Consider the following 26,388-nt stretch of genomic DNA (forward strand, 5'->3'; position numbering starts at 1 on the left):
CCTGATCCGGCACGCCGCCGGACCGCCCGGACCCGACAGTGGAGATCCTCTGATGACGAACCCCGCCGAGAGACTGGTCGATCTGCTCGATCTGGAGCAGATCGAGGTCAACATCTTCCGCGGCGCCAGCCCGCAGGAGTCGCTCCAGCGCGTCTTCGGCGGCCAGGTCGCCGGCCAGGCGCTGGTCGCCGCGGGACGGACGGTGGACAGCGACCGCCCGGTCCACTCGCTGCACGCGTACTTCCTGCGCCCCGGCATCCCCGGGGTGCCGATCGTGTACCAGGTGGAGCGGGTGCGCGACGGGCGGTCCTTCACCACGCGCCGGGTCACCGCGGTCCAACAGGGCAAGACGATCTTCAATCTCACCGCCTCCTTCCACCATCCGGAGGACGGCAGCATCGAGCATCAGCTGCCTGCCCACCACTGCCCCCATCCCGACACGCTCCCCAAGGTCGCGGACGAGATCCGCGAGCACCTCGGGGCGCTGCCGGAGGCGCTGGAGCGGATGGCCCGCCGCCAGCCCTTCGACATCAGGTACGTGAACCGGCTCCGCTGGACTCCCGAGGAGCTCAAGGGCGCCGATCCGCGCAGCGCGGTGTGGATGCGCGCCGTCGGCCCGCTGGGCGACGACCCGCTCGTGCACACCTGCGCCCTCACCTACGCCAGTGACATGACCCTCCTCGATGCCGTGCGCATCCCCGTGGAGCCCCTGTGGGGCATGCGCGGTTTCGACATGGCCTCGCTCGACCACGCCATGTGGTTCCACCGGCCGTTCCGGGCGGACGAGTGGTTCCTGTACGACCAGGAGTCACCCATCGCGCACGGCGGCCGCGGCCTGGCCCGGGGCCGCATCTACGACCTGGAGGGCAGGCTGCTGGTCTCCGTGGTCCAGGAAGGCCTCTTCCGCCCGTACCCCGCGAACCCGGGCCGGCCGTCCGACTCCGCACCGAAGGACTGACCAGACCCATGCCCACCCCTGCCCTGCCATGCCCCTGCGGGCTGCCCGCCGCCTATCCGGAGTGCTGCGGCCGCTTCCACTCCGGTGAACGGCAGGCGCCCACCGCCGAGCTGTTGATGCGCTCCCGCTTCAGTGCCTTCGCCGTCGGCGACACGGCCTACCTGCTGCGCTCCTGGCACCACTCGACACGCCCCGCCGGCCTCGACCTGGATCCCGGTCAGCGCTGGGAGCGGCTGGAGATCCTCGCCACGGAACGCGGCGGGATGTTCGAGACGGAGGGCTCGGTGGAGTTCCGCGCGCACTACCGCGAGGGCCGGCACACCGGCTCGCTGCACGAGCACAGCAGCTTCGCCCGCGAGGCCGGCGCCTGGGTCTACGTCGGCCCCCTCTCCCCCGTCGACTTCGACTGACCCCGGGCAGCCGTCAGGGCGAATTCCAGGCTGGTGCGGTACCGGCGGACCTCGTCCGGCGGCCCTGCCCGCAGCAGCCCCTCCGCCACCGCCGCCGCGGCGGGGACCTGCGGGTGCCCGTAAGGCGGGGGCGGGGCGAGCGCGGCCAGGACGATCCGCTCCGCCGGATCGGGCACGGCCTCGCGCAGCTCGCCCTCGGGGAGTACGCAGGCCAGTACGGCCGCGCGCGCCCATGGATCGGCGGTCCGTCTCAGCAGGAGCGCCACGTGCCGTCCGCGCCAGGTGAGCGGGCGCATGTCCCCCATGGCCGCCAGCAGCTCCCGGTCCTCGGCGGGCGCCGTCCCGCGCAGCATCAGCGGCTCCCGACCGGCGAACTCCCTCAGCTCCGCGCTCAGATAGAGCCAGACGACGGCGCGGTAGCGGTTGATCCGGTACGCGATCGGTGTGAGGTGTCCGCAGCGTGCGAGCCGGGTGAACCGGCTCGGGCCGACTCCCAGCACCTCGGCCGCCGCCTGGGCACCGGCCACCGTCTCGACCTGTCGGCGCAGCGCGTCCGGCCCGTCGGCGGCCGCGGCCCGCGCCAGCTCCGCCCGCGCGAAGCGTGCGGCGCCGCCGGCCGTCGGCGGCCCGGCCCGTACGATCCCCAGCTGGACGGCCCTGGCCAACTCTCCCCGGGTCAGCCCCAGTTGCCCGGCGGCCTGTGCACCGTTCACCAGCGCCTGTTCGGCCCCGCCGGCACGGACGGCCGCCTTCCGCCCCTCGCACGCGGCCCCGTCCTGCGGCGGCGCCGTCACCATCTGCGTCATCACGATCCTCCCCCACGAGCAATGACTACTCTGTGTGAAGACCGTAACTCGCTGCAACGACACCGCGCGAGGCCTGTGGACAACCTCCGCGCCGCCCGGGCCCGGGGCCTCCTGCTCAACCGCCGGTGATGCGCCGCTCCGCCACTCCCAGGTGCTCTCCCACCCGGTTGACCAGCAGCGTCATCTCGTACGCGACCTGACCGATGTCCGCCTCGGCCGCACTCAGCACGCACAGGGAACTGCCCGCGCCCGCCGCCATGACGAAGAGCGCCCCGTCGTCGTACTCGACCATCGTCTGCCGGACCTCACCGGCCCGGAAGTGCCGCCCCGACCCCTTCGCCAGGCTCTGCAGTCCGGCCGCGACGGCGGCCAGGTGTTCCGCGTCCTCCCGCGGCAGCCCCGCGCTCGCCCCCGTCACCAGGCCGTCATTGGAGAGGACCACCGCGTGCCGCACCTGCGGGACCCTGCGTGTCAGGTCGTCCAGCAGCCAGTCCAGTTGCTTGTCCAGTGCCATTCCGAGCCCCTCCCCGTTGACGCGGCCCGCTCGGCCGCGCCCCACCCCGCGTAGTCGTCCCGCAAGCCTTCCCCACCAGCGCCTTTCCGGCAAGGAGGATGTGCCCATGGCGAAGAAGATGACTCAAGAGGAATGGCGGGCATTCGTCTCCCATTCCACCCGCACCGGCAAGCTCTCCACCGTCCGCGAGGACGGAAGTCCGCACGTCGCCCCCGTCTGGTTCGTACTCGACGGCGATTCCTTCGTCTTCAACACCGGGAAGGAGACCGTCAAGGGACGCAATCTGGCCAGGGACGGCCGCGTCGCGCTCTGCGTGGACGACGACCGGCCGCCCTTCTCCTACGTCGTCCTCCAGGGCCGCGCGGAGATCGGCGAATACGCCGACGCCGCGGACGAGATGCTCACCTGGGCGACCCGCATCGCCGCCCGCTACATCGGCGAGGCGGAGGCCGAGGCGTTCGGCCGCCGCAACGCCGTCCCCGGCGAGCTCCTGGTCCGCGTCCCGATCGACAAGGTGATCTCCGCCGCGGGGGTGTCCGACTGACCCGCCCCGCGCCCGGCCGGCTCACGCGGAACCGGCCTGCGGCCCCACCGACTCCAGCAGCCGGGCGGTGTGCACCCGCCCGGCGTACTCGACCAACCTGATCAGCACCTCCTTGCCGGAGTCCTTGTCCCGCGCGTCGCACAGCACCACCGGCGTCCCCTGCTCCAGGTCGAGCGCGCGCGAGACGTCGTGCGCCCCGTACCGCCGCGCGTCCGTGAAGCAGTTGACGGCGACCACGAACGGGATGCGCCGGTGCTCGAAGTAGTCGACCGCCGGGAAGCAGTCCTCCAGCCGCCGCGTGTCGGCGAGCACCACCGCACCGAGCGCCCCTGTGGACAGCTCGTCCCACAGGAACCAGAACCGGTCCTGCCCCGGCGTGCCGAACAGGTAGAGGGACAGCCCGGACCTGATGGTGATCCTCCCGAAGTCCATGGCCACGGTCGTGGTCGTCTTCTGGTCGACGCCGCCCGTGTCGTCGACCAGTTCACCCGCCTCGCTCAACTGCTCCTCGGTGCGCAGCGGCCGGATCTCGCTCACCGCGCCGACCAGCGTGGTCTTGCCCACACCGAAACCGCCCGCCACGAGGATCTTCAGCGCGAGCGAGGCCAGTTCGCCGTCCTCCTCCGCCGTCCCCGGCTCCGCTCCCGGAGCACCGGTGTCGGCGTCGGCGTCGCCGGCCCGTCCGGCGGAACCGGAGGTTCCGAAGGTTCGGTTGTCGTGGTGTCCCATCAAAGCGCTCTCAATCCCTCGATGACTTCACGCAGAATCCGCTCGTCCGGCAAATGGGCGGGCGGTACCGGGCGGCTGACCTTGACGTGCCCGCCCTCCAGCAGGTCCCCGAGGAGCACCCGCACGACTCCGACGGGCAGGTCGGCGTCGGCGGCGAGTTCCGCCACCGACTGGGTCTCGGACCGGCAGAGCCGCAGCAGCGCCCGGTGTTCGGGGCCGAGGAGCGACTCGCCCTCCTCGTCCGCGCCGCCCTGCGGATCCGCCGCGACCAGGGCGATCAGGTCGAAGCGGACCCCGTGCGGTCCCGGCTCGGTACGTCCCCCGGTCATGGCGTACGGGCGGACGAGCGGGCCCGCTTCGGCGTCGTACCACTGGCCGTTCATGTGCCGGACCGCCGCCCTCAGCCGGCGGCCGGCGGGCGCGCCGCGCACCGGGGCGGCGTGTAGAGGTGCTCACCGACCCGCTTGACCAGCCGGGCCATCTCGTAGGCGATCAGTCCGATGTCGGCGCCGGCGGCGCTGAGCACGGCCAGGCAGGAGCCGTCGCCCGCCGCCGCGACGAACAGGAAGCCCGCGTCCATCTCGACCATCGTCTGGCGCACGCCCCCGGCGTGGAAGTGCCGGCCCGCGCCCTTGGCCAGGCTGTGGAAGCCGGAGGCCACCGCCGCCAGGTGCTCGGCATCCTCCCGGCTGAGCGCACTGGAGGCGCCGACCGCCAGGCCGTCGTTGGAGAGGACCACGGCGTGCCGGACCTCGACGACCCGGTGCACCAGGTCGTCCAGGAGCCAGTCGAGCTCCCCCGACCTGCGGATGCCGTCGTGGCCGACCCTCTGGTGTTCGATCATCACACTTCTCCTTCGCTGCCTGCGTGGGGGGTGTTCTCCTCGGCGCCGCGGACCCATCCCGCCCGGTAGGCCGCCATTCGGTCCCGGGCCTCCTCCGGACTGCGCCCGGGCGGGTCCTCGGGCTGCCGGACACCGACGGGCTCCTGTGGTGCGGGGGCCTCCCGGAGCTGCGGGACGAGGCTCGCCTGGCGCACGCGGCGCGGCAGCTCCGTCACCGAGCCCGATCCGGACTCGGAGGCGTCCGTACGGGTGCCCGCGCCACCGGCGACGCGCGGCCGCAGGGGCGCCACCGGTGCCGGACGCGGCTCCTCGGCCGCCGCGGGGGCAGCGTCCCGGCCCTCCGGGATGCCGCGCGCATCGTCCCGCACGGGGGCCGGGCCGCGGGCGTCGTCCCGTACAGGGCCCGGCCCGCGCGCGTCGTCCCGTAGGACCGTCACGGTGGGGGGATGCTGCGCGGCCGGGGCGGGTTCCCGTGGCGGTACGGGTGACGTGGACCCGGACGGGGCGCGGGCCGGGCCGGGGCCCGTCGGCTGCTCCTCCCGGCGCCCGGGAAGGGGGCGGGCGTCGGCGGAGCCGGCGGCCGGGTCCTCGACGGTGATGCCGCCCTGCAGCAGGGAGTTGGGCAGGAGTACCACGGCGGTGGTGCCGCCGTAGGGCGACGTACGCAGGTGCACCTTCACACCGTGGCGGGCCGACAGGCGGCTGACCACGAACAGGCCGAGCCGGTCGCTGTCGAAGAGGTCGAGGTCCTCGGACTGCTCGATGCGCCGGTTGGCGTCGGCGAGGGATTCACGGCCCATGCCCAGTCCGCGGTCCTCGACCTCGAGGACGTAACCGGTGCCGACCGGTTCACCGCTGACCCGGACCTTGGTGTGCGGAGGGGAGAACTGGGCTGCGTTCTCGATGAGTTCGGCGAGGAGGTGGGTGAGGTCGGCGACGGCTCCGCCGACCACCGCGGCCTCGGCGAGCCGGCGTACCTCGACGCGCGGGTAGTCCTCGATCTCCGAAACGGCGGCACGGACGACGTTGGTGAGGGGCACAGGCATCCGCCATGCCCGGCCGGGGGCGGCGCCCGAGAGGATGATCAGGCTCTCCGCGTGCCGGCGCATCCGGGTGGTCAGGTGGTCGAGGCGGAAGAGGTCGCCGAGCTCGTTCGGGTCGTCGGCGCGCCGTTCCATCGAGTCGAGCAGGGTGAGCTGCTTGTGCACGAGGACCTGGCTGCGGCGGGCGAGGTTGACGAAGACGCCGGAGACCCCGCTGGCGAGCTCCGCCCGCTCGACGGCGGCGCTGAGCGCGGCCCGGTGGACCGTGGCCAGCGCCTCGCCGACCTGGGTGATCTCGTCGTCGGCGGGCGGACTGGCCGAGGTCTCGGCGGCGACGTCGATCTCCTCGCCGGCGCGCAGCCGCGCCATCGCGTCCGGGAGTTTGCGATGGGCGATCTCCAGGGCGGTGTTGCGCAGCGAAACCAGTTCGACGACCAGGACGCGGCCGATCCGGACGGAGATGACGAGGGAGGCGGCGACGGCGGCCAGGCCCAGCAGCACGGCGGCGCCGGCCGGGCTGAACGCCCCCTCGGAGACGGGGTCGGCGCGGTCCGCGGCGGCGGTGTGCGCGGCCTCCTCGATCTCGCGCATCGAGGTGCTGATGCCGCTGTGGGCGCTCTCCCATCCGGCGGGCGCCCCGCGGGCGTCCCGGGAGGTGCCGGTGGCCAGCGCCCGGTCCTCGGCGCCGGTGAGATCCGCGTAGGCGGCGCTCTTGGCGACGGACTGCCAGGCGTCCTGCTGGGCGGCGGGCAGGTCGCGGGCCGCGGTCTCGGTGAGCGCCCGGCGGGACTCGATGGTGCCGGTCAGCTGCCGAATGGTTTCGGCGCTGCGCTGACCCGGCAGGGCGAGGAGGGCGTCCTCGCGCGACAGGAGTTCCGCGGCGCGGGCGAATTCGAGCAGGACCCGCGCCTCGGGGCCCAGGTCGGGGTTCTCGCCCCCCGTGAGGGAGCCGCCGACGGTGAATGCGGCGTCGACCACCCTGGTGTAGATCGCGAAGGCGGCCTCGGGGGTGGCGCGGCGGTCGGTGATGTCCTTGCGGGCCGACCCCAGCGCCTCGGCGGCGACGACGAAGGCGTCCAGCCGAAGCACGGTGTCGGAGCGGTATTCGCCGGAGTCGGCGACGGTGTGGCGGTCGCCGAGCCGCAGGTTGCGGACGGCGCTGTCGGTGCGGCGGGCCTGCTGGTCGAGCGCGCCCGCGTCGGCGGCGGGGTCGGCCAGCAGGCGGACGGCTGCGCGCCGTTCGGCCTGGAGCTCGGTGACGGCGGCGGCGAGGGGAGCGCGTATCTCGGAGTCGACCTGCTGGACCCGCCCCAGTCGGGCTATGTCCTGGGCCGTGTTGACGGTGGCGAAGGCCCAGAGCGCGAGGAGCGAGACGACCGGCACCATCAGCAGGGAAACGATCTTCGCGCGGACGGTGGCGGGGCGCAGCCGCAGCCGGGGGCCGCGCTCGCGCGGAACGGCGGGGCGGGCCGGTCGGGTGCCGTCCGCCCCGTGCGGCTGGTGTCCCGCGCGGTCTTCCGCCGGTTCCTCGGCAGGCGGCCCGGCGTGGGCCCGGCGGCCGCGCGCCGGGGGCGCGGGCAGCCGCGGCGCCGCTGCTTCCGGTCTTCTGCGGGGTGTTCGCATGGGCTCCTCGTTCCGGGCGGTGCCTACGGGTGCGGTCGATCGGTGGGGCGGATCATCGGATGGCGGGCATCGGGGGTATCGGGGGTATCGGGGGTATCGGGACGTGTGCGGATGGCGCGTTGGCCGTGCGGCGGGACGGGAGGGCAGCGGCTGACACGGCCTCGGCGGGGGCGGGACGGGTCAGTGGGCGGCGGCGTGCTCCCCCAGGTGCCGGGCGGAGGCGGAGGCCGCGCGCTCGTGGGCGGTCGGGGAGAGCGCGACGAAGGCGGCGGTGATGAACAGGTAGGAGCCGAGACCGACGGCGAGCGGGAAGATGAACTGCATCGCGGTGGCTCCGGAGAGGGCCGCGTCCGAGGGGCTGACGCTGACGGCGACGGCCATCATCCCGGTGTAGTGCATGCTGCTGACGGCCGCGCCCATGACCAGGGAGGCGCCGGCCACGGCCACGGGCGACTTGATGTTGAGCGCGGCCCACAGGGCGGCGGTGGCCGCGACCACGGCGATGACGACGGAGAGGCCGACGACGAGCGGGTCGTAGGAGACCTCGCCGTGCAGGCGCAGGGCCGCCATGCCCAGGTAGTGCATGCTGGCGACGCCGAGTCCTGTGGTGAGGCCGCCCAGTACGAGGGAACGGCCGCGCGCCCTGCCGTAGCCGACGGCGAAGACGCCGGCGCCCACGACCAGCATGGCGACGAGCAGGCTCAGGATGGTGAGCGGCACGTTGTAGTGGATCCGCGTACCGGTGACGTCGAAGCCGAGCATCGCGACGAAGTGCATGGTCCAGATGCCGGTTCCGATGGCGGAGGCCGCGGTGAGGAGCCAGTTGCGGCGGACGGCTCCGGTCGAGGCGAGCGCGCGGACGGTGCAGCGCAGCCCGAGGGCGGCGCCGATCGATGCCATCACATATGACAGCACGGGTGTCAGCCAGCCGTAGGCGGCGTGGTCCAGATGTCCCAGGTGTCCCATGGCCAACGGACGCTAGTCCGGGTGAGGGCGCGAACAGGGGGCGCATTTCGAAAGCCGCTGGAAGTGCTGGAATATGACAGAGCTACGTTCACCTTCGATCACCCCGCATGCCACCTTGCGCACGGTCCACGGCACCCGGGTGTACGGGGCTGGGGGATCATGGGCCCATGAGCGAAGACCACACGCACGTGCAGGAGTTCTTCGGGGCCCGGGCCGCCGACTGGGACCGGAAGTTCCCGGAGGACGGACCTGCCTTCGCCACCGCCGTGGCGGAGGTCGGGCTGCGGCCCGGGGACCGCGTGCTCGACGCGGGCTGCGGCACCGGGCGGGCCCTGGGCGCCCTGCGGGCCGCCGTCGGACCCGAGGGGACCGTGCTGGGCATGGACATCACCCCGCAGATGCTTGCGGCCGCGCGGCGGGCCGGGCGCGCCGCCGAGGGCGTGCTGCTGCTGGCCGACGTGGCCCGGCTGCCCCTGCGCGACGCGGTGCTGGACGCGGTTTTCGCCGCGGGTCTCATCGCACACCTGCCTGATCCGGCGGCGAACCTGCGCGAGCTGTCGCGAGTGGTCCGCCCCGGCGGGCGGCTCGCGCTCTTCCACCCCATCGGGCGGGCGGCGCTCGCCGCGCGCCAGGGCCGCGAACTGACCGCGCAGGACCTGCGGGCCGAGCACAACCTCGCCCCGCTCCTGTCCGCCGCGGGCTGGGACATGGCCTCGTACGCCGACGAGGACCACCGCTTCCTGGCGCTGGCCGTGCGCCGGCCATGACGCCCGGCCGGTGACGCCGACGTGACGCCGACCCGCTCGAGGCCCGCCCGCCCCGACGGCCGACCGGCCCCGACGCCCGTCCTTCCTGAGGCCCCGCCGCCCCGCCGGCCGCCCACCCCGGGACGACCCCTGTACGACGGCACCGCGCCCGGCGTCCGCGGAGGTACCCGGGATCAGGCCGGGGGCTGGGCCTCTGCTCCGGCGGGCCGGCGCGGATGCGGCACGGGGCAGCCGCCGGAGCCGGGCACGGGGAACGTGCCGAGCTCACCCACGTCGTAGCCATCCGGGTAGCCCTTGATCTCCGGGTTCTGGCGGGCGTAGTGCGGGGCCCCGCGCGGGGGCAGCAGCCGGACCGCGCGGCCCCGCAGCCGCAGCGCGCCCTGCACCAGCTTCCGGACACCGGCGCGGGGGGCCTCGTACCGGAAGGCTTCGATCAGCGAATCGTCGAGGAGGGCGATCCCCGCGCGGCGCACGGCGGGCGCGAGCGGCGCCGGGTACCAGGACGCCATCAGGTCGAGGGTGGAGTCGGCGACCTTGCGGGCGCCCTCGTCCCAGCCGAAGTGCGCCGCTTCGTAGGAGACGAGAGTGGCTTCGAACTCCTCATAGGAGCCCGGGATGTCCGTGATGCCCAGGTGTCGGCCGAGCGTGGCGTAGTAGTGGGCAGTGGCCCGGCGCTCGTGGTGGGTCATCGGGCGCCAGCCGTAGGCGTCAATCCAGCGTGCCGGAATCACCACGAACGTGCTCAGCACGTAGCGCATGTCGTCGTTGGAGATGTCGTAGCTGCGGTGCATCTGGTTGACGCGGCGGATCGCCGTGCGCGCGGTGTCGCTCTCGAAGCCGTGCTCGACGACCGCGTCGAGGAGCAGCGCGGTGTCGTCGTAGCGCTTCTGGGCGCGGTCGGTGAACTCGGCGGTCTCGGCCAGCAGGCCGCCGATGCTCGGGACGGCATACGTCCGGAACAGCGCGAGCTCCAGGGCGCGGGTGAAGTCCCAGGGGAACTCGTAGGTGGCGGTGAGCCGGTAGATGGCGAGGAAGTCCTTGTCGGGGTCGAGCCGGAGGATCTCCTTCAGCCGGTCGTAACGCTGCACCGGTGTCCCTTTCTGTGGCGGGTCCCCAACTCTACGTGCAGGCAGCAGCCTTGGAAATCGTGGCCCGCAAGCTCTCGACGCGCGGGTTACCCGCTGGTTAAGGTGCGCCGACGAGAGAGCAAGCTGGAGGCCAGGTGTCCGACGACGAGGGTGGCGGCTCGCTGTACGTGCTGACGGCCGTACTCCTGACCCCCGCGCAGTTCCCCGGCTTCCTGGGCGACGACTTCCCCGAGGCCTGCGCCCTGCTGGGCGTGGCGCCCGACGGGGAGGGGTACGGGCTGGTGCTGGGCCAGGACGAGGAGGGCGCGCGCTGGACGGTCGTCGTCGACGACGTCTCGCTCGTGGCCGCGGCCATCGCCTCGTGGGACTGCGGGATGGAATACGACCTGTCGCCCGACGAGCGGACAATCGTGGTCTCCCTGGCGGGGTGGCCGGTGGAGTTGTCGGTGGCCGCACCGGGGATCCCGGAGCCGCACGATCCGGAACAGGGCGCGGACGGCACGGGGCGGGTGCCCCTGTCGCCCCCCTCGGCGGAGGCGTGGGGCCCGGTGCAGCGACGACTGGGCGCGGACCAGATCGCACGGGAATGGGCCGACTGGCGCGAGCGCGTGGCGGCGGACGGCGGAGCCGCGGCCGCGGCGCACCCCGGACTCGCGCGTGCGCTGGAGCAGGCGCTGGAATACACGCGCACCCCGCCGCCGGCCGGCCGCGTGCGGTCCTCCTTCGCGGGCGAGGGGGCCCGGACCCTGCGCGTGGACGGGCCGGGCTGGTCGCTGGTGGCCCGCACCGGCGAGGCGGCCTTCGTCCTCCTGGACGAAGAACCGGGCGAGGTGCTCACGGTCCCCCGGGAGGGGGACCCCGACCTGCCGGACCTACTGGCGGCGCTCGACCGCGTCGCGGTGCGGCCGGCGTGACCCCGGCCGGACCCGGCCGACGGCACGACGAGCAGCGGCATGCCGACGAAAGGCCCGTGCACGAACCGGCGTGCGGACGAAGGGGGTGCAACGAAGGCGTGCGCACGAACCGCGTGCGCAGGAGCGACGACGGTACGAGGGGGACGCAGTGGTGGAGTCGGAGCCGGTGGGTGTCGTGGTCGGCGGTCGCGCCGACGTCGTGGACGACGACTGGGGGCGGGAGACGGCCGTGATCCGGCTGGACGGCGAACGGTTCGGTCCGGAAGCCCTCTACGGGCTGGAGGACTTCTCGCACGTCGAGGTGGTCTACCACTTCGACCGGGTGCCGGCCGAGAAGGTCGAGTGGGGTGCGCGGCACCCGCGGAACAACCCGGACTGGCCGCTGGTCGGCATCTTCGCGCAACGCGGCAAGAACAGGCCCAACCGGCTGGGCGTCTCGCGGTGCCGGGTGGTGAAGGTGGACGGACTCGACGTCCACGTGGAGGGGCTCGACGCCGTGGACGGATCCCCCGTCCTCGACCTGAAGCCGTACATCGTCGAATTCGGGCCACGCGGTGAGGTGCGTCAGCCGGAGTGGGCGACCACCTTGATGGATGGCTATTACTGATCGGATCAATGGCCAAAAATGTCCATTACCGTCGGTAGTTTAACCCTTCAACCAATGGGATTCGGCCAGAGTGACTGAAAATCGCTCTGGATCCCCTTCCTCCGGAATGATCGAATCGGCCAGTCACACGGCTCAAAGGGTGCGCACCTCACCCCCACGCTCATTCCACGATGGAGGCCACTCTTGAATTCCATGTCGTACCTGGACCTGCACCGGAAGGTCGCGCAGGACATCGATGCGGAGATCGAAACCGCTCTGGACCGGCTCGGCCCGGTCGCGGCGACCACCAGGAACTCCGTGGCCAAGCTCTTGGAGCAGCGGAAACTGAGACATCCCCTGTCGGTGCTGCCGTTGCTCACCCACGCCATAGAGACGGGAAATCCCGGGCCGGCGGTCCCCCTGTCGGCGGTGCACCTGCTGTGGTGGACCTCGGCCTGCTACCTCGACGACCTGGCCGACGCCGACGGCGCGTCCATCTCGGGCGAGCTCACCGAGGACGAAGCGCTCCTCGCCTCCGTCATCACCGGAAATGCCCTCCCCATTCAGATCATCCTGGCCCAAGATCTCCCGGAGGCGGCGCGCGCCGCTCTGATAACCGAGATCCTGAACGGCTGGATCATAGGCGTCGACGGCCAGATAGACGACATGCGCGGGGACATCTGCAGCGCCTCCCGCAAATCGGTGGTGGAGACGTATCGCGGGAAATCCGGCGCACCCTTCGGCATGATCACGGCAATGGCCGCCATCTTCTCGGGCACCTCGGACGAAAAGATCGAATTGTGGCGCGAATTCGGCTACGTCTTCGGAATCCTGTGGCAGATCTTCAACGACCAGGAAGACATCCTGTCCGGCCGCGACGAGGATCTGCTCAACGGCACGGTGACCTACCTGCTCGCCTCCGTGCTCGAGGACGCGTCGCCCCTTGCCAGGGAACACATCCTGGGACTGTGCGCCGCCGCAAGCCGCTCGCATCAGGCCAGGCGGGAACTCGCGAGCCTCCTTCGGACGCCCGTCGCCCTCGACCGCTACCGCGCGGAGATCGACGGCTTCCGCGCCGAGGCATACCGGATCCTGGACGAACTGGGCGGTGACCGGGCTTACCAGCCGGTGCTCCGCAACCTCGTGGACCACGCATCCCAGATGCTGCTCGAAGCAGACCTCCCGCCGGTCGTGGTGAGCGGCGCGGCCTGAGTCGGCGACAGGGCGGAGCCGCGCCGCACCCCCGTCCCGCGGCCACGCCCGCCGGGCTCCGCACACCAGCCGGAGCCCGGCCGGTCCCCGAAGCGAGCCCGGCCTCGCGCGGTGGCCGCGCGACGCGCGCTGCGCGTCAGCGGCCGATCTGCTTTCTGGACAGACCGCGCACCCGACGCCGCTGGGACGAGTCCAGCAGGAGGTAGGCCGCGGCCGGCACTCCGATCAGAACCAGCAGGCCCGCCCAGAAACCCACGGCCCAGAACAACACGACGGCTGCCACGACTCCGGCAACCGCGACCTTTCCGCTGTTGGACATCTGCGGACACCTTCCTTGTGACGTCGACCACTACCCCCTCAACGCGCCGCCACGACCACGCGTTCCCCGGGCACGGGGTGAGACCCCGCGGCCACCTGGTAGTCACGTTTGATGAATGAGTGAGGAATGCCGGCTCCCTGGGATCTTCGAGCTCATCCGCCGCCGTCTGCCGCCCCGGCGGGACGCGGACGGGCGGGCCGGCAGGTCCGGCCGGGCCGGGAGGGAGGCCGGGCCGGGAGGGAGGCCGGCGGCCGTACCGCCCGAGGAGGGCCGGTGGTTCCCGCCGCGCCCGTCGGCGCCGGACCCCGTGTCGGCGCCGGACCCCGCGTCGGCGCCGGACCCCGCGTCGGCGCCGGACCCGCGTCGGCGCTGGAGGCCGACCCGGCGGTCGAAGCCGCGCGCCCCGGGGCCGCCTCGCGTGGCGCACGGTCCGGCCGCACCGGCCCGAACCGGCCGGGGGCCGGCCCGCGCCGTGGCCGACGTACCGCTTGCCGGGGCGCGGCGCCGCGACGACGATGGGGGCGCGCCGGGCACCACGGCACCACGGGAGGGTGAGATGGGCGACCTGGATCCGTCGGTGGCACTGCCGGACGGCGCCGATCCGGCGGCCCGCTCGCGCGAACTGCGTCGGGCGCACGCCGCGTTCACCCGGGACGGGCGGGTGGAGACCCCGGTGCGGGCGGTCATCGCGCGGTCCTGGCGGCGGTGCGCGCGAGCCCGGCTGAGCCCGGAGTGCGCGCCGCGGACGGAGCTGGCGGAGGCGGAGCTGCGCCCCTACCGGGAGGGGCACCCACTGGCCCGGGTGATGCCGCTCTTCCGGGACCTCGTCGGCGCGTTCGCCGCTCACGGAGCGCACTTGCTGGCGGTGTGCGACGCCAGGGGCAGCCTGCTGTGGGTGGAAGGCGAGTCGGCCACCCTGCGGCGGGCCGAGGGTCTGGGATTCGTCCCGGGCACGCGCTGGTCGGAGAGCACGATGGGGACCAACGCACCCGGTACGGCGGTGGCGGTGGGCGAGCCCGTGCAGGTCTTCGGGGCGGAACACTTCAGCCGCCGGGTGCATCCGTGGACCTGTGCCGCTGCGCCGGTGCGGGATCCGCGCACGGGCGGGCTGCTGGGCGCGGTGGACATCACCGGCGGCGACGGCCTCGCGCACCCGCACTCGCTGGCGTTCGTACGGGCGGTGGCCCGGGCGGCCGAGGCCCAGCTGGCCCTGCTCGACGAGGGGCCGCCGGCCGTGCGGGACCGCCTCACCGCCCTCGGCAGGGACGAGGCGCTGCTGGTGACCGGGGGCCGGCGGGTGCGCCTGGGCCGTCGGCACAGCGAGATCATGGCCCTGCTCGCGCATCACCCCGAGGGGCTGTCGGGGGAGGAGCTGGCGATCGCCCTGTACGAGGACGAGTCGGTGTCCCCGGTGACCCTGCGCGCCGAAATGTCCCGCCTGCGCGCGTTGCTGGGGGCATCGGCACCGCTGTCACGCCCCTATCGCCCGGCGGGTCCACTGGACGCGGACTTCACCGCCGTGACGCGGCAGTTGGCGGGGGGAGCGGTCTCGGCGGCCCTCCGCCGCTATCCCGGCCCGCTGCTGCCGGCGTCGTCGGCGCCAGGGGTGGTCCGGCTGCGCCGGCGGATCGAGGACCAGGCGCGGGCGGCCCTGCTCGCGCGGGCCGACGCGGGTCTGCTGGCCGACTGGGTGTGCAGTGCGTGGGGCGCGGACGACCCGGAGGCGTGGCGGGCACTGGCGGCGGCGCTGCCGCCCCAGGGCAGGCCGGCCGCACTGGCCCGGGTACGCGCCCTGGACCGCGAGCTGAGTGCCCGCCCGGGCCGGGGCGGGCGGGGGGCAACGTATCCGCAACCTGCCCGCTCCTAGCCTGCCGTCCGAGCGCTGTCCGACGGCGGCCGGCGCCCGGCAAGGGGAGGATGCCATGGCCCGTTACGCTGCGCCCGGTACCGAGGGGGCGCTCATGTCGTACGCGTCCCGTTACGACCACTTCATCGGCGGCGAGTACGTCCCGCCCGCCCGCGGGCGGTACTTCGCGAACCCCTCCCCCGTCAACGGCCAGACCTTCACGGAGGTCGCCCGGGGCACCGCCGAGGACGTGGAACGGGCGCTTGACGCGGCGCACGCGGCGGCGCCCGCATGGGGCCGGACCCCGGTCGCCGACCGGTCGTCGATCCTGCTGCGCATGGCGGACCGGATGGAGCAGAACCTGGAGGCCCTGGCGGTCGCGGAGACCTGGGAGAACGGCAAGCCGGTGCGCGAGACCCTGGCGGCCGATCTGCCCCTGGCCATCGACCAGTTCCGCTACTTCGCGGGCGCGCTGCGGGCGCAGGAGGGCGCGCTCAGCCAGATCGACGACGACACGGTCGCCTACCACTTCCACGAACCGCTGGGCGTGGTCGCGCAGATCATCCCGTGGAACTTCCCGATCCTGATGGCCGTGTGGAAGCTGGCGCCGGCGCTGGCGGCCGGCAACACGGTGGTCCTCAAGCCTGCCGAGCAGACGCCGGCCTCCGTCCACCACTGGCTGGGCCTGGTCGCGGACCTGCTGCCGCCGGGGGTGGTGAACATCGTCAACGGCTTCGGCGAGGAGGCGGGCAAACCGCTCGCGTCGAGCCCGCGCGTGGCGAAGGTCGCCTTCACGGGGGAGACTGCGACGGGTCGGCTGATCATGCAGTACGCGGCGGAGCACCTGAAGCCGGTCACCCTGGAACTCGGCGGCAAGAGCCCGAACCTGTTCTTCGACGACATCTGGTCGCAGGACGACGACCTGCGCGACAAGGCCCTGGAGGGCTTCACCATGTTCGCGCTCAATCAGGGCGAGGTGTGCACGAACCCCTCGCGGGCCCTGATCGAGCGGGGCCGGTACGGAGACTTCCTCGACGCGGCCGTGGCGCGCACCGAACTGATCGTGCCGGGGCATCCGCTGGACACGGACACGATGATCGGGGCCCAGGCCTCGGAGGAGCAGTTGAAGAAGGTCCTGTCGTACGTGGAGATCGGCCGGAGGGAGGGCGCGAAGCTCCTCACGGGCGGCCGTCGCCAGGAACTGGACGGCGACCTCGCGGGCGGGTTCTACGTGCAGCCGACCATCTTCGAGGGCGACAACCATATGCGGATCTTCCAGGAGGAGATCTTCGGACCGGTGGTGTCGGTGACCGCCTTCCAGGACTTCGAGGACGCCGTGCGCATCGCCAACGACACGGCGTACGGCCTGGGCGCGGGCGTCTGGACGCGGGACATCAACACGGCCTACCGCGCGGGCCGGGCGATCCAGGCGGGCCGCGTCTGGACGAACTGCTACCACGCCTACCCCGCCCACGCCGCCTTCGGCGGCTACAAGCAGTCGGGCATAGGCCGGGAGACCCACAAGATGATGCTGGAGCACTACCAGCAGACGAAAAATCTCCTGGTGTCCTACTCACCGAAGAAGCTGGGCTTCTTCTGACAACGGCGAACACCATGAGGTGATTCGTCTACCGGGGTCTTACCAGGACGGCAGTACGTCAGGGGGCGCGCGAGTCGGCCCGGTTCCTACATGTCGCGCCGGTTCACGACGACGTACGGGGCTGATCCCTGGATCCGTGCGGTGAAAGGATCCGTTGCGCCCGACAGGACAGCCAGGCAGAACTGTGCCCTGCCGCCGTCGAAGAGAGTCCAGCGGTTCGCCCCGTGCTGCGTCTGCCCCCGAAAGGTGGCCACTCTCCACCTGTCGGGTGCACCCGTCCGCACCCAGAACGCGACATCGCTGCCGGCCGATTCCGCGAAGGGCAGCAGGGGCGGCATTTGTGATTGCTTCGTCGCGGGCGTTTCCCGCTCCCGGCACCGGCGCCCGGGCCGCTCTGCGTGCGCGAACGGGTTCAGGGCTACGCGCGGGCGCCGAGGGCGGTCGGCAGGAGGGGTGCGGGGGTGGCCTGCGGCCGGCAGGCCGCGGCCACCCCCGCCCCGTGTCCACGGGTTTCCCCGGGCGGCCGACGGCGGTGTCGTCCAGGGATCAGCCCGCCGCCCGCGCGGGGGCGGTGGGGGGAGTGTCCGTCTGCGCGTATCCGGTCATCCGCACCGGTTCGGTCCCGGCCGCGTTGTGGCGTGCGGCCCAGTTCTCGAGGGCTGCCCTGCAGGCATGGTCCAGGTGCCGGACGTCCGTCAGGTCGAGCTCGATGGGCTGGTCCTGCGGGAGTGCCTCCAAGGTCTGCAGGATGCGGGGCAGACGGAGGAAGGTGGCGTTGCCGGCGAGGGCCACCACGATCCGTCCGCCGGTGAGTGGCCGCGTGTCGACGTGGACGTGGGAGGTCTCCCATGCCGACTTCGCCACCGCCAGCATCAGCCCCAGCACCACCCCTTCGAACATGCTGGTCGCCAAGATGGCGACGGCCGTGATCGCGAGGATGACGAACTCGCCGCGGTGTCCGCGCCACAGCGCGACGAGCTCCTTGACCGGAATCAGTTTGCAGCCCGCGTGAACCAGCACGCCTGCGAGGGCTGCGAGCGGGATGACTCCGATCGCGGCCGGAAGCAGCGCGGTGAACAGCAGCAGCCACAGGCCGTGCAGGACTCGCGAGGCTTTGGTCTTCGCGCCCGCTTGGACGTTGGCGGAGCTGCGGACGATGACCGCGGTCATGGGGAGGGCTCCGAGCGCGCCGCACACCGTGTTGCCGATGCCCTGGGCGACGAGTTCCTTGTCGTAGTGCGTGCGCGGACCGTCGTGCATCCGGTCGACCGCTGCTGCGCTGAACAGCGATTCCGCCGAGGCGATCAGCGCGAAGCCCAGGACGGTGCCGAGCACGGCCGTACTGCCCAGGGACGCGAGATCGCCTGTGTCGGGCGGCCGGATCGCCTCGACGAGTCCTTGTACCTGCACGCTGGCGGTGTCCCAGCCGCCGATCGCCGTGGCGGCGGTGGCGAGGGCAACGGCAGCGAGCGGGGCGGGCACCAACTGCACTCCGGCGGGCAGCATCTTCCATCCCACGAGGACGGCAATGGTGCCCAGACCGACCGCGAACGAGGTGAGCGCGGTGCCGCTCGTGGTGATCTCCCCCACCGCGCCCGCGATTCCCAGGACCTTCTCCGGGCCCGAGCCCGGCTGTTTGACGCCGGCCATCGTGTACAGCTGCCCGAAGATGAGCACGAGTCCGATGCCGGCCAGCATGCCCTGCACGACGGATACGGAGATCGCCCGGAACCAGCGCCCGAACCGCAGCAGGCCGAGCCCGATCTGCAGCATTCCGCTGGCCAGGACGATGGCGCCGAGCATGCCGAGGCCGAATTCCCGTACGGCTTCGAAGACGAGCACGGTCAGGCCGGCTGCCGGGCCGCTGACCTGCAGCGCGCTCCCCGGCAGAAAGCCCACCACCAGTCCGCCGACGATGCCGGTGATCAGCCCGAGTTCGGCGGGCACGTTCGAGGCCACGGCCACCCCGACACAGAGCGGCAGGGCCACCAGGAACACCACGAGCGAGGCGAGCGCGTCCTGGCGCACCGCGGCAGGGGTCCCGGCAACGGCACGCATGAGTGACTGTCCTCCCGTTTTCATGCCGCGCCGGTTCACAGGACGCCGAACGCCGGATTGCCGTCTTCGGCGCGGTGCACCCTGACGGAGCCGGTGTGCACCTCGTAGTACCAGGCGTGCAGTCCCAGCCGGCCCGCCTCGACGCCTTCCCTCACGCAGGGGTAGCCCCGCAACGCCTGCAACTGTGCGAGGACGTGGGCCTGCACCGCCTCCGCGATGTCGGACGAGTCCTCCGCCAGTGAGCGGACGGGCGCGTCCGGGGGCACGGCCTCGTCCAGCCAGTCGCGGACGGCGGGTACGGAGGAGAGGTCCTCGCCGCGCACGACGGCCCCGATCGCGCCGCAGTGGGAGTGTCCGCAGACGACGACGTCACGGACGCCGAGCACGCGGACGGCGTATTCGATCGTGGCCGACTCGCCGGTCGGGCGGCCGTCGTCGGGGTAGGCCGGGACGATGTTGCCGGCGGTGCGCAGTTCGAAGAGCTCTCCCGGGCGCGCCCCGGTGATCAGAGCGGGTACGACGCGCGAATCCGAGCAGGTGATGAACAGCACTTCCGGGGACTGCCCTGCCTCCAGGGCCCGGAAGTGTTCGGCGTGCCGGGGGTCGGCGACATGAGTGGCCGAAAAGGAGCGCGCGTTGTCGATCAATGACTTCATGATGGCCTGCCTCCTGCGCCTGCGCGGCTTCGGGCCGGGGCGCGGTGTGGTCGGTCGGGTCGGTCCAGGGGTGGGGGCGGGTGTGGCTGGGATACGTCGGTGCCACGTCCTCGGGGCATGCGTCACACCCTGTTGCGGCAGTATCTCTTCACAGCCGCAACTCAAACTTTTCTATCACATTACCTAATAGTGACAGAATAGTTACCGTCAGGAGCTGTACAGAAAGGGCCACTTGGCGAAATACCATCGCCTGAGCGAGTCCGTACTCCAGTTCGGCGGGTAGGGTGCTTTGCACCAGGAATCAGGCGGCGGCGCGGATCCGGCCACCCTGCGAAGGGGCCGCGCCGGAACGGGGGAAGGCGGGAACGCGGGAGCGGACGCACACTGCGGCTGTCGGCCGGCCCGGTGAAATCCGCAACGCCGCCCGGCCGCACGATCGCGACCCGGCGCCGGAAGTCCCGTAGGGGCCTCGACGCTGCGGGCGTCGAAGGGGAAGAAGCAAGCGGCCCGGCCGAGCCCGCACCCGCCCCTCGCACCCGCCCCTGGGACCGGTACGCCAGGCGGTCGAGAGCGCGGCTGCCGACGAATTCGGCACGGAAGGCATCAGGGACGTCGTGGTCCTGTCCGGGTCGTCCTCCGGACTGCGGTCCTCCTGATGGGCGAGGGCGTCCTGGACGGCCACGTGAAGGGCCCTCTCCCCGGCGATGAAGGCGGTGGTGGGCAGAGCGGCGCCCGCCCGCACGGCCGTCGGCCAGGTCGTTATCGCCGAACATGAGACGGCCTGCTGACCGCGCTCGCGGATCTCTTCGAGACCTCTTGGCGCACGGCACCGCCGATGCACCTGAACGAGCGCGCGCCCTGCGTCCTGCGACCGCTCCACAGGCGCCTCCGGGAGCCGCTCCGGCCCGGGGTCACCGAGGCAGCCGTCGCCGAGCTCCTCGATATCAGCCGCCGACCCTGTCCCGGCACGTGGACGCCATCAACACCCGCGTCGGATCGGGACGCGCTTCCGGATGGCCACCTGCGCGGCACACCACGGCTGATCCTCACGCACCGTGGCTTCCTTCCACGGGCCGGGCGCTGCCGTACGCCCCTGCCCCGCCGCGCGAGGACCGCGCGGCGGGGCAGGGCCGAGCGAGGATCTGGAGGGGCGGCAGGCAGCAGTCCGCGGGCTGGAGACTGCCCGGCTCAGAGCGGCGACACAGCAGTCATCCCGGTGCCCCCTCGTGCGGCGGGGGGGCACCGGGATGATCGTCCAGCGGGTCAGGTGGGTGTGTGGGCGGTTTTGTTCGTGGCGGTGCCGTCCTCGTCCTGGACGTCCGGCACAGGCGGCTGCTGAGGGGCGGGCGGGGTGCGGATCAGCAACGCGACCAGCACGGCCAGGGCTCCGAGCGCGGCACCGACACCGAATCCCCATCGGATGCCCGTGGCGAGGGCGCCGGTGGTGTCGGCGCCCCCGGCGGCTGCCGTGGCGGCCTGTCCCGACATGACGCTGATGACCAGGGCCGTGCCGGCGGCGGCCGCGACCTGCTGGAGCGAGCCCAGGATGGCGGAGCCGTGGGGGTAGAGGTGGGGCGGCAGTACGGACAGGCCGGAGGTGAAGACGGGGGTGAAGACGAACGCCATGCCCGCACTCAGAGCCACGTGAAGGGCGAGTACCAGCCACGGCGAGGTCTGTTCGCCCGTGAGGGCGAACAGCGCGAGGCAGAGTGCTGTGAGTACGGCTCCGGGTACGACCAGGCGCGGTGCGCCGAGTCGGTCGTAGAGCTTGCCGACCTGCGGTCCGAGCAGGCCCATGGTCAGGCCGCCGGGGATGAGGAGCAGGCCGGTCTGCAGTGAGGTCAGGCCGCACACCTCCTGCAGGTAGATCGGCAGCAGGATGAACGCACCCATGAGTGCCATGAAGGACAGGCACATCAGGGCGAGCGCCACGGAGAAGTACCGGAACGTCAGGGCGCGCAGGTCCAGCAGCGGCGCGGACGAGCGCTGCAGCGCCAGCTGTCGCCATACGAACAGGCCCACCAGCACGGCGCCGACCAGGGTCGTGGCCGCCGGCGGCACGGGGCCCTGGGCCTCGTCCCCGGCGCCGAGCCCGCTGAGACCGTAGACCAGTGCGCCGAAGCCCGCTGCCGCCAGGGGGACGGACGGCCAGTCGATCGGACCGGCCTGCGGCTCGCCGATGTTGATCAGTTTGCGCCGGCCGAACACGGCCATGGCTCCGGCGATGGGAAGCACGGCCAGGAACAGCAGGCGCCATGACCCCAACTGCAACAGAACGCCGGATACGGCGGGGCCGAGGGCGGGTGCGACGGAGATGACCAGGGTGATGTTGCCCATGACACGCCCGCGGTCGTGCGGGGGCACGAGGGTCATCAGGGTCGTCATGAGCAGCGGCATCATGACGGCGGTGCCACTGGCCTGGATGACGCGGGCGGCCAGCAGTACGGGGAAGGCGGGCGCGGCCGCCGCCAGGGCCGTGCCGGCGAGGAACAGTGCCATGGCCAGGGTGAAGGCGGTCCGGGTCGTCACCCGCTGGAGGAACCATCCCGTCACCGGGATGACGACAGCCATGGTGAGCATGAAGGCCGTGGACAGCCACCCCGCGGCAGCCGCGGTGACCTCGAATTCGCGCATGAGCCGCGGGATCGCGTTGACCATGATCGTCTCGTTGAGGAGGACGACGAACGTGGACAGCACGAGGATCCGCAGCACGGCGGTGACACGGGCGGGCGAGAGCGTGGGCGTTGCGTGTGGGGCGGGCATGGTGCCTTCCGTCATGTGAGTGTCCTCCGCATGTGGGCGGGTCACACTGACAGACCGCGGCGCCGGGAAGAACTCATCGGTGTTCCCCGATCCTGTCGGTGCCGCGGTCCGAGCTCAAACCATTTTGCCGATCCGGAACGTCCGGGACATGGCTTCCGGGGCAGGCCGGCGCCGAGCTCCGGGACGGCGGCCGACAGCAGGCTCGCCCTCCTTCGGCGGATGGACCGGGCCTTCCGCCCCGCCGTCGTCCCGCCGTCGTCCCGCCGTCGTCCCGCCGCGCCTCGCGTCCCGGCCACCGGTACCCGGCCGGGGCGGGCGACGGGTGCGTCGTCGTTCAGTCGCAGCAGTCGCAGCAGCACTTGCAGGGGTTGCAGCATCCGCCGCCGCCACCGCAGCCGTCACCCGAGCCCCCGCCGGAACCACCCGAGCCCCCGGAGCCGCTACCGCCGCCCGAGCCACCGGAGGACCCGCCCGAACGGCCGCCGCCCTGGCCGCCGAACCAGCCATCCCCACCGGAACCCTCCCCGCCGGATCCATCCCGGGTCGAGCCGCCGCTGCGGCTGCCGTCTCCGAACTGCCAGGGTTCCCCTTCATCCGGGCCGCCGTCCTCGTTGCAGCGGCAGCATCTGGGGCACAGCCCGCAACCGCCGCACAACCGGCCCCACTCGCGACACCGCCGGCACTGCCCCTCCGACGGACGGCCCGACGCTGTCACCCCGCCCTCCGACGCCCCGCCTGCAAGGGCTCCCACGCCGCAGGCCGTGCCCGTGCCCGTGCCCGCTCCCGAAGGTGTTTCCGTCTGAGCACGGCGTCCCGGCCAGGGCAGCACGCGCAGGCCCCGCACCTGGAGGCGGTGCCGATGGTGGCGATGCCGGGGGTCGAAGACCCGATCGACGGCACGCTCCAATTCGCCGCCCAGAAGCGCCCGCACCAGCCGGTCGTCGACGAACACGGCGTCGGACAGGGCGAGTCGGATTCCCCGGACGGCGTCGTCGCAGAGCCGGCGCACCTCGGCGCGATCCGCGCCGGTTACGGCGATCGGGTTCCACGCGCCGGACGCCTCGTCCGCGTCCATGTCCTCCACCGCGTCCAGCAGATGCGCCAGCCGACCGAACAGACGGCCGGCTTCCGCCAGCGGTTCTGCATTGCCCGGGCGGTCCGTGAGCACGGCCGTGTACGCGAAGGCGGCTGCGGTCGCCGTCTCCGCGGGCTCCGTGACGGTCAGCAGCGAGCCACCGGGGCCGACCGACCGCTCGACGTCCTGTTGTCGCTCGACCGCCCCGAGCAGCAGCGAGGTGTCGAATCCGAGTCGCGCGCCGCCCGCGACGCCCGCACGATCCCAGGTGTGGGCGATCCGGCGTGCCGCGAGCGCCACCGGGCGCCGTCCCACCAAGCCGTCTCCGTCGGCCGCGTGGTCGCGCATCTTCGCCGCGGCCAGCACCAGCGACACCGTCGCCGCGAGCCGCGCACCCTCCCCCTGCGCCACGTCCGCCGACCGCATCCCGCGCAGCGGGCACGGACCGGCACCCCGGCGCCAGTCCCCGGTGCGCTCCGACTGCGCCTCGGTCAGCACCGAGACGATCAGGCCGTCGTAGTTGGTGGCCACCCTCGCGAACTGCCCGTACTCGCTGCGCAGGGCCAGGCACAACCCGCACAGATGCGCCATCCACTCGGTACGCAGGCCTTCGCCCAGGCGATGGCGGCACGGCCTGATGATTCCGAACACCGAAGTTCTCCCCCATAGGAACTGCTCCCCGGACGCATCCGGTCCGACGGCTCACGGACGCAAGACTGCACATGAGGCACGACTGCACATGGGGCACGACCCGGCGTGACGTCGACCGCGTGTGACATCAACGCGCGGCCGACATCCTAAACGGTCCCTTCCGGGGGGTGTCTGCCCAGGCGGCGCCGTGCAGCGGTAGCGGTAGCGGTAGCGGGCGCACCGTGCCGCAGGGGCCGTCGACCGGCGGGCCGGATTGCCCGCACGGCCGGAGGGGCCGGCCCGGGATCCGGGCCGGCCCCTCCCGCGGCTCGTGTTCTGGGTGATGTTGTCGGCCGCCGGGGGCCTGCCCGGCGGTGCCGGAGGTCCAGATGCCGGTGCCCGCAGCACCGGTCACCGCTCAGGGTTCACACCGGCGCTCGACGTGAGCGGAGGCGGCTGGACCACCACCATCACCAGATCGCGTAACGCCCGCGCCCCTCGGCCGGGCCCGCCCCCGCGCCGCGGGTCCGGGCCTGGCCTGGTGTCAGAGGCGGGCAGGACTCCGTCCCGTGGGGTTTGATGTACTTCAGTCGGCCTGTACGAGGGACACCGGCGGAAAGTGACGAGGGTGCGATGAGCGAACCGACGAGACCCGCGATCGAGCGCCCTCGGGGTGCCGCCCCCCAGGAGCTGACCATCCGGGACATCGTTGTCGGGGACGGGCCCGAGGCGAAGCCGGGCAGGGTCGTCCGGGTGCACTACGTCGGGGTCACCTTCGAGTCCGGAGCGGAGTTCGACGCGTCCTGGGACCGGGGCGAGCCCTTCAAGTTCGCCGTGGGTGGCGGCAGGGTCATCAAGGGCTGGGACCGGGGCATCAGGGGGATGAAGGTCGGCGGCCGGCGTGAGATCGTCGTCCCCCCGCGCCTCGGCTACGGCAAGCAGTCGCCCTCGCCGTTGATCCCGGCGGGTTCCACGCTCGTCTTCGTGGTGGACCTGCTCTCCGTGGTCTGAGGACCTCGAGGCGGACGAGCCGGCGGTCGTGGGCGGCCACCGCCCGCCGGCGGGGCTGGGTGCGGGCGGCATGGGCAAGGTCCCGGCCCGGCGCAATGCGAAGCCCCCGCGAGGAACTGACGGACGGTGCGCGCCTCTCGCCTGTCGCGCACCCGGGCGACGGTGGCGCCCGGCCCTCGTCCTTGCAACGGCGCTCGAACTCGTCGACGATGCTTTCCAGCCCCGGCCCTCCGGATCCCACCGGGTCCGGGCGGGGCAGGGGAGAACTGGGGGAGACAAGTGACAACGAACAGCAATCCGAAGAAGCGCCCGATGGCCGCAGCGGCGGTCATCCCGCTCTTCGTCCTCGCCGGTCTGCTCCTGGGTCCTGCGGCAACCGCCTCGGCGGCCGTTCCGGCCGCCCGGCAGGCTCCTGCCGCCGCGGCGCTGCCGCAGGGCGGTCTCCTGGCCGGCGCCGACGTGGCAACCGGTCTTCAGGCACCGGCGTCGTCCCAGGTACGGGCCACCACCGGGAACAAGGGCAAGAAGAAGGGCAAGAAGAGCAAGAAGAAGGGCGGCCTGTTCAAGAACCTCTTGATCGTCCTGGTCGTGGGCGTCGTGGTGCTCGTCCTCCTGTACGGGGTCCGCCGGGCCCTGCGCCGCAGGTCCGCTTAGCGAACGGCGCCCGGCCCGGGCGGAACGGGCCGGGCCGGGCGGGGCGCGCAGGGGCAGGCTGACGCCCCGGCCTCGCCTGACCGAGTCCGGCGGCTCAGGATGCCGTCGGGTCCGCAGCGAGCGGGAGCACTTCGACCGGCCACTGCCCGGCTTCCCGCCCGGTCAGGGGAACGCGACGCCCGCTCGGCGATCGCCACGGCCCGCTCCTCGCGCTCGACGTCGACGACCCATACGCGGCCAGGGCGTCTCCCGCCCGGGCCGGCCCGTCGGTCAGCCGGGGCCGGGCAGCTCAGGTCAGGCTCCACGACCAGGTCCCGTCGGCCGTGACGAGGCAGACCAGCAGCACCACGTCGGCCAGGCCCAGGGTGATGGCCAGGCGGGCCCGGCCGGGCCTGGTCGTGCGCCGCAACAGTGCGAGGGTGCCGAGTACGACGGCGGTGGGGCCGAGGATCAGGTTCATCACGAGCAGCCCCACCAAGCCGAGGACGAAGCCGGTGACGGCCATCGCGTCGGCGTCACGGCTGCGGGCCGGGTTCCGCGCTGCGGTACGGGAAACCGCCTGTGGACTCATCGGACACCTCGGGGATCGTGGTCGGGCCGTCCGGGCCGGCGGTGGCCGGAAAGATGCTCGCGGGCGGCGAAGAGGGCCAGCCAGAGGGCGATGGCGAGGCCGGCGACCGCGCTGACGGGTGCGGGTACATGGGCCACGGCGCCGAGGACGACGCCGAGCACCAGCAGCGCACCTACGAGGAAGAGCATGAGACGTCCTCCA

The 26,388-nt window shown here is 72.7% G+C and carries 26 protein-coding genes; 11 read left to right on the forward strand and 15 right to left on the reverse strand.

Annotation, left to right across the window (positions count from 1 at the left end; all coding sequences use genetic code 11):
- Window positions 1-52 precede the first annotated feature (52 nt).
- Complete coding sequence (locus tag ACZ6JS_RS09520; RefSeq protein WP_469297060.1) at window positions 53-958, forward strand: acyl-CoA thioesterase; 906 nt, start codon at window positions 53-55, stop codon at window positions 956-958.
- An 8-nt stretch (window positions 959-966) separates the two neighbouring features.
- Complete coding sequence (locus ACZ6JS_RS09525) at window positions 967-1,368, forward strand: YchJ family protein (RefSeq protein WP_469297061.1); 402 nt, start codon at window positions 967-969, stop codon at window positions 1,366-1,368.
- Here the strand turns inward: ACZ6JS_RS09525 and ACZ6JS_RS09530 are convergent.
- Entirely contained in the window at window positions 1,332-2,174 is an 843-nt protein-coding gene (locus ACZ6JS_RS09530) for a DUF6397 family protein (protein ID WP_469297062.1), read from the reverse strand. The two genes, ACZ6JS_RS09525 and ACZ6JS_RS09530, sit on opposite strands and share 37 nt — an antisense overlap.
- A 115-nt stretch (window positions 2,175-2,289) precedes the next feature.
- Complete coding sequence (locus ACZ6JS_RS09535; protein ID WP_030657457.1) at window positions 2,290-2,688, reverse strand: roadblock/LC7 domain-containing protein; 399 nt, start codon at window positions 2,686-2,688, stop codon at window positions 2,290-2,292.
- Between the two features lie 106 nt (window positions 2,689-2,794).
- On the opposite strand from ACZ6JS_RS09535, the gene ACZ6JS_RS09540 reads away from it, so the two are divergent.
- Window positions 2,795-3,232, forward strand: a complete 438-nt coding sequence (locus ACZ6JS_RS09540) for a PPOX class F420-dependent oxidoreductase (protein WP_469297063.1) — start codon at window positions 2,795-2,797, stop codon at window positions 3,230-3,232.
- 21 nt (window positions 3,233-3,253) lie between these two features.
- On the opposite strand, the gene ACZ6JS_RS09545 is transcribed toward ACZ6JS_RS09540, so the two are convergent.
- The 5 genes from ACZ6JS_RS09545 to ACZ6JS_RS09565 all read right to left on the reverse strand — a co-directional run bounded on the left by ACZ6JS_RS09545 (window position 3,254) and on the right by ACZ6JS_RS09565 (window position 8,428).
- Window positions 3,254-3,961 (reverse strand): GTP-binding protein, encoded by a 708-nt coding sequence (locus ACZ6JS_RS09545; RefSeq protein ID WP_469297064.1) that lies wholly within the window; start codon window positions 3,959-3,961, stop codon window positions 3,254-3,256.
- Entirely contained in the window at window positions 3,961-4,344 is a 384-nt protein-coding gene (locus ACZ6JS_RS09550) for a DUF742 domain-containing protein (RefSeq protein ID WP_469297065.1), read from the reverse strand. Before ACZ6JS_RS09550 ends, ACZ6JS_RS09545 begins: the two co-directional genes overlap by 1 nt.
- A 17-nt stretch (window positions 4,345-4,361) precedes the next feature.
- The gene (locus ACZ6JS_RS09555; RefSeq protein WP_469297066.1) at window positions 4,362-4,805 is read right to left on the reverse strand and encodes a roadblock/LC7 domain-containing protein; all 444 of its coding nucleotides are present in this window, start codon (window positions 4,803-4,805) and stop codon (window positions 4,362-4,364) included.
- Complete coding sequence (locus ACZ6JS_RS09560) at window positions 4,805-7,471, reverse strand: sensor histidine kinase (RefSeq protein WP_469297067.1); 2,667 nt, start codon at window positions 7,469-7,471, stop codon at window positions 4,805-4,807. The genes ACZ6JS_RS09555 and ACZ6JS_RS09560 overlap by 1 nt, the downstream gene beginning before the upstream one ends.
- Before the next feature lie 180 nt (window positions 7,472-7,651).
- Window positions 7,652-8,428: an MHYT domain-containing protein gene (locus tag ACZ6JS_RS09565; RefSeq protein ID WP_469297169.1), complete on the reverse strand. Its 777-nt coding sequence runs from the start codon at window positions 8,426-8,428 to the stop codon at window positions 7,652-7,654.
- Window positions 8,429-8,604: 176 nt separating this feature from the next.
- Here ACZ6JS_RS09565 and ACZ6JS_RS09570 point away from each other — a divergent pair, with 176 nt between their 5' ends.
- Window positions 8,605-9,204 (forward strand): class I SAM-dependent methyltransferase, encoded by a 600-nt coding sequence (locus ACZ6JS_RS09570; protein ID WP_469297068.1) that lies wholly within the window; start codon window positions 8,605-8,607, stop codon window positions 9,202-9,204.
- 173 nt (window positions 9,205-9,377) lie between these two features.
- On the opposite strand, the gene ACZ6JS_RS09575 is transcribed toward ACZ6JS_RS09570, so the two are convergent.
- The gene (locus tag ACZ6JS_RS09575) at window positions 9,378-10,292 is read right to left on the reverse strand and encodes an oxygenase MpaB family protein (RefSeq protein WP_469297069.1); all 915 of its coding nucleotides are present in this window, start codon (window positions 10,290-10,292) and stop codon (window positions 9,378-9,380) included.
- Between the two features lie 134 nt (window positions 10,293-10,426).
- On the opposite strand from ACZ6JS_RS09575, the gene ACZ6JS_RS09580 reads away from it, so the two are divergent.
- The 3 genes from ACZ6JS_RS09580 to ACZ6JS_RS09590 all read left to right on the forward strand — a co-directional run bounded on the left by ACZ6JS_RS09580 (window position 10,427) and on the right by ACZ6JS_RS09590 (window position 13,004).
- The gene (locus ACZ6JS_RS09580; protein WP_469297070.1) at window positions 10,427-11,206 is read left to right on the forward strand and encodes a hypothetical protein; all 780 of its coding nucleotides are present in this window, start codon (window positions 10,427-10,429) and stop codon (window positions 11,204-11,206) included.
- A 151-nt stretch (window positions 11,207-11,357) separates the two neighbouring features.
- Window positions 11,358-11,813, forward strand: a complete 456-nt coding sequence (locus ACZ6JS_RS09585) for an SAM-dependent methyltransferase (RefSeq protein WP_469297170.1) — start codon at window positions 11,358-11,360, stop codon at window positions 11,811-11,813.
- Window positions 11,814-12,005: 192 nt separating this feature from the next.
- Window positions 12,006-13,004 (forward strand): polyprenyl synthetase family protein, encoded by a 999-nt coding sequence (locus ACZ6JS_RS09590; RefSeq protein ID WP_469297071.1) that lies wholly within the window; start codon window positions 12,006-12,008, stop codon window positions 13,002-13,004.
- A 136-nt stretch (window positions 13,005-13,140) separates the two neighbouring features.
- On the opposite strand, the gene ACZ6JS_RS09595 is transcribed toward ACZ6JS_RS09590, so the two are convergent.
- Window positions 13,141-13,323, reverse strand: coding sequence for a hypothetical protein (locus tag ACZ6JS_RS09595; protein ID WP_469297072.1), 183 nt, complete (start codon window positions 13,321-13,323; stop codon window positions 13,141-13,143).
- A 556-nt stretch (window positions 13,324-13,879) separates the two neighbouring features.
- Between ACZ6JS_RS09595 and ACZ6JS_RS09600 the strand changes: the two genes are divergently transcribed.
- Together ACZ6JS_RS09600 and exaC are read left to right on the forward strand one after the other, a co-directional pair.
- Complete coding sequence (locus ACZ6JS_RS09600; RefSeq protein WP_469297073.1) at window positions 13,880-15,190, forward strand: helix-turn-helix domain-containing protein; 1,311 nt, start codon at window positions 13,880-13,882, stop codon at window positions 15,188-15,190.
- A gap of 55 nt (window positions 15,191-15,245) precedes the next feature.
- Window positions 15,246-16,769, forward strand: coding sequence for an acetaldehyde dehydrogenase ExaC (gene exaC, locus ACZ6JS_RS09605; protein ID WP_469297074.1), 1,524 nt, complete (start codon window positions 15,246-15,248; stop codon window positions 16,767-16,769).
- Window positions 16,770-17,315: 546 nt separating this feature from the next.
- Here exaC and ACZ6JS_RS09610 read toward each other — a convergent pair.
- The 4 genes from ACZ6JS_RS09610 to ACZ6JS_RS09625 form a co-directional block, all read right to left on the reverse strand.
- Complete coding sequence (locus tag ACZ6JS_RS09610) at window positions 17,316-18,827, reverse strand: SulP family inorganic anion transporter (RefSeq protein WP_469297075.1); 1,512 nt, start codon at window positions 18,825-18,827, stop codon at window positions 17,316-17,318.
- Between the two features lie 35 nt (window positions 18,828-18,862).
- Window positions 18,863-19,483 carry a carbonic anhydrase gene (locus ACZ6JS_RS09615; RefSeq protein ID WP_469297076.1) on the reverse strand — a complete coding sequence of 207 codons (621 nt, stop codon included), beginning with the start codon at window positions 19,481-19,483 and terminating at the stop codon, window positions 18,863-18,865.
- A 1,263-nt stretch (window positions 19,484-20,746) separates the two neighbouring features.
- On the reverse strand, window positions 20,747-22,261 hold the full coding sequence (locus tag ACZ6JS_RS09620) for a DHA2 family efflux MFS transporter permease subunit (protein WP_469297077.1): 1,515 nt from the start codon (window positions 22,259-22,261) through the stop codon (window positions 20,747-20,749).
- Window positions 22,262-22,580: 319 nt separating this feature from the next.
- The gene (locus tag ACZ6JS_RS09625) at window positions 22,581-23,972 is read right to left on the reverse strand and encodes a DUF5685 family protein (protein WP_469297078.1); all 1,392 of its coding nucleotides are present in this window, start codon (window positions 23,970-23,972) and stop codon (window positions 22,581-22,583) included.
- Between the two features lie 612 nt (window positions 23,973-24,584).
- Here ACZ6JS_RS09625 and ACZ6JS_RS09630 point away from each other — a divergent pair.
- Window positions 24,585-24,962: an FKBP-type peptidyl-prolyl cis-trans isomerase gene (locus ACZ6JS_RS09630; protein WP_469297079.1), complete on the forward strand. Its 378-nt coding sequence runs from the start codon at window positions 24,585-24,587 to the stop codon at window positions 24,960-24,962.
- A 279-nt stretch (window positions 24,963-25,241) separates the two neighbouring features.
- Window positions 25,242-25,616 (forward strand): hypothetical protein, encoded by a 375-nt coding sequence (locus tag ACZ6JS_RS09635; protein ID WP_469297080.1) that lies wholly within the window; start codon window positions 25,242-25,244, stop codon window positions 25,614-25,616.
- 289 nt (window positions 25,617-25,905) lie between these two features.
- On the opposite strand, the gene ACZ6JS_RS09640 is transcribed toward ACZ6JS_RS09635, so the two are convergent.
- Both ACZ6JS_RS09640 and ACZ6JS_RS09645 read right to left on the reverse strand, forming a co-directional pair.
- Window positions 25,906-26,187, reverse strand: coding sequence for a DUF4190 domain-containing protein (locus tag ACZ6JS_RS09640; RefSeq protein ID WP_469297081.1), 282 nt, complete (start codon window positions 26,185-26,187; stop codon window positions 25,906-25,908).
- On the reverse strand, window positions 26,184-26,375 hold the full coding sequence (locus ACZ6JS_RS09645; RefSeq protein ID WP_469297082.1) for a hypothetical protein: 192 nt from the start codon (window positions 26,373-26,375) through the stop codon (window positions 26,184-26,186). The genes ACZ6JS_RS09640 and ACZ6JS_RS09645 overlap by 4 nt, the downstream gene beginning before the upstream one ends.
- Between the last annotated feature and the right edge of the window lie 13 nt (window positions 26,376-26,388).

The organism is Streptomyces sp. NPDC046349, from assembly GCF_055587885.1.

What these genes read in the sequence shown, in the direction of transcription:
- ACZ6JS_RS09520 (WP_469297060.1), top strand. Translation starts at nt 53, where the DNA reads ATGACGAACCCCGCCGAGAGACTGGTCGATCTGCTCGATCTGGAGCAG.
- ACZ6JS_RS09525 (WP_469297061.1), top strand. Translation starts at nt 967, where the DNA reads ATGCCCACCCCTGCCCTGCCATGCCCCTGCGGGCTGCCCGCCGCCTAT.
- ACZ6JS_RS09530 (WP_469297062.1), bottom strand. Translation starts at nt 2,174, where the DNA reads ATGACGCAGATGGTGACGGCGCCGCCGCAGGACGGGGCCGCGTGCGAG.
- ACZ6JS_RS09535 (WP_030657457.1), bottom strand. Translation starts at nt 2,688, where the DNA reads ATGGCACTGGACAAGCAACTGGACTGGCTGCTGGACGACCTGACACGC.
- ACZ6JS_RS09540 (WP_469297063.1), top strand. Translation starts at nt 2,795, where the DNA reads ATGGCGAAGAAGATGACTCAAGAGGAATGGCGGGCATTCGTCTCCCAT.
- ACZ6JS_RS09545 (WP_469297064.1), bottom strand. Translation starts at nt 3,961, where the DNA reads ATGGGACACCACGACAACCGAACCTTCGGAACCTCCGGTTCCGCCGGA.
- ACZ6JS_RS09550 (WP_469297065.1), bottom strand. Translation starts at nt 4,344, where the DNA reads ATGAACGGCCAGTGGTACGACGCCGAAGCGGGCCCGCTCGTCCGCCCG.
- ACZ6JS_RS09555 (WP_469297066.1), bottom strand. Translation starts at nt 4,805, where the DNA reads ATGATCGAACACCAGAGGGTCGGCCACGACGGCATCCGCAGGTCGGGG.
- ACZ6JS_RS09560 (WP_469297067.1), bottom strand. Translation starts at nt 7,471, where the DNA reads ATGCGAACACCCCGCAGAAGACCGGAAGCAGCGGCGCCGCGGCTGCCC.
- ACZ6JS_RS09570 (WP_469297068.1), top strand. Translation starts at nt 8,605, where the DNA reads ATGAGCGAAGACCACACGCACGTGCAGGAGTTCTTCGGGGCCCGGGCC.
- ACZ6JS_RS09590 (WP_469297071.1), top strand. Translation starts at nt 12,006, where the DNA reads ATGTCGTACCTGGACCTGCACCGGAAGGTCGCGCAGGACATCGATGCG.
- ACZ6JS_RS09595 (WP_469297072.1), bottom strand. Translation starts at nt 13,323, where the DNA reads ATGTCCAACAGCGGAAAGGTCGCGGTTGCCGGAGTCGTGGCAGCCGTC.
- ACZ6JS_RS09600 (WP_469297073.1), top strand. Translation starts at nt 13,880, where the DNA reads ATGGGCGACCTGGATCCGTCGGTGGCACTGCCGGACGGCGCCGATCCG.
- exaC (WP_469297074.1), top strand. Translation starts at nt 15,246, where the DNA reads ATGGCCCGTTACGCTGCGCCCGGTACCGAGGGGGCGCTCATGTCGTAC.
- ACZ6JS_RS09610 (WP_469297075.1), bottom strand. Translation starts at nt 18,827, where the DNA reads ATGCGTGCCGTTGCCGGGACCCCTGCCGCGGTGCGCCAGGACGCGCTC.
- ACZ6JS_RS09615 (WP_469297076.1), bottom strand. Translation starts at nt 19,483, where the DNA reads ATGAAGTCATTGATCGACAACGCGCGCTCCTTTTCGGCCACTCATGTC.
- ACZ6JS_RS09620 (WP_469297077.1), bottom strand. Translation starts at nt 22,261, where the DNA reads ATGACGGAAGGCACCATGCCCGCCCCACACGCAACGCCCACGCTCTCG.
- ACZ6JS_RS09630 (WP_469297079.1), top strand. Translation starts at nt 24,585, where the DNA reads ATGAGCGAACCGACGAGACCCGCGATCGAGCGCCCTCGGGGTGCCGCC.
- ACZ6JS_RS09640 (WP_469297081.1), bottom strand. Translation starts at nt 26,187, where the DNA reads ATGAGTCCACAGGCGGTTTCCCGTACCGCAGCGCGGAACCCGGCCCGC.
- ACZ6JS_RS09645 (WP_469297082.1), bottom strand. Translation starts at nt 26,375, where the DNA reads ATGCTCTTCCTCGTAGGTGCGCTGCTGGTGCTCGGCGTCGTCCTCGGC.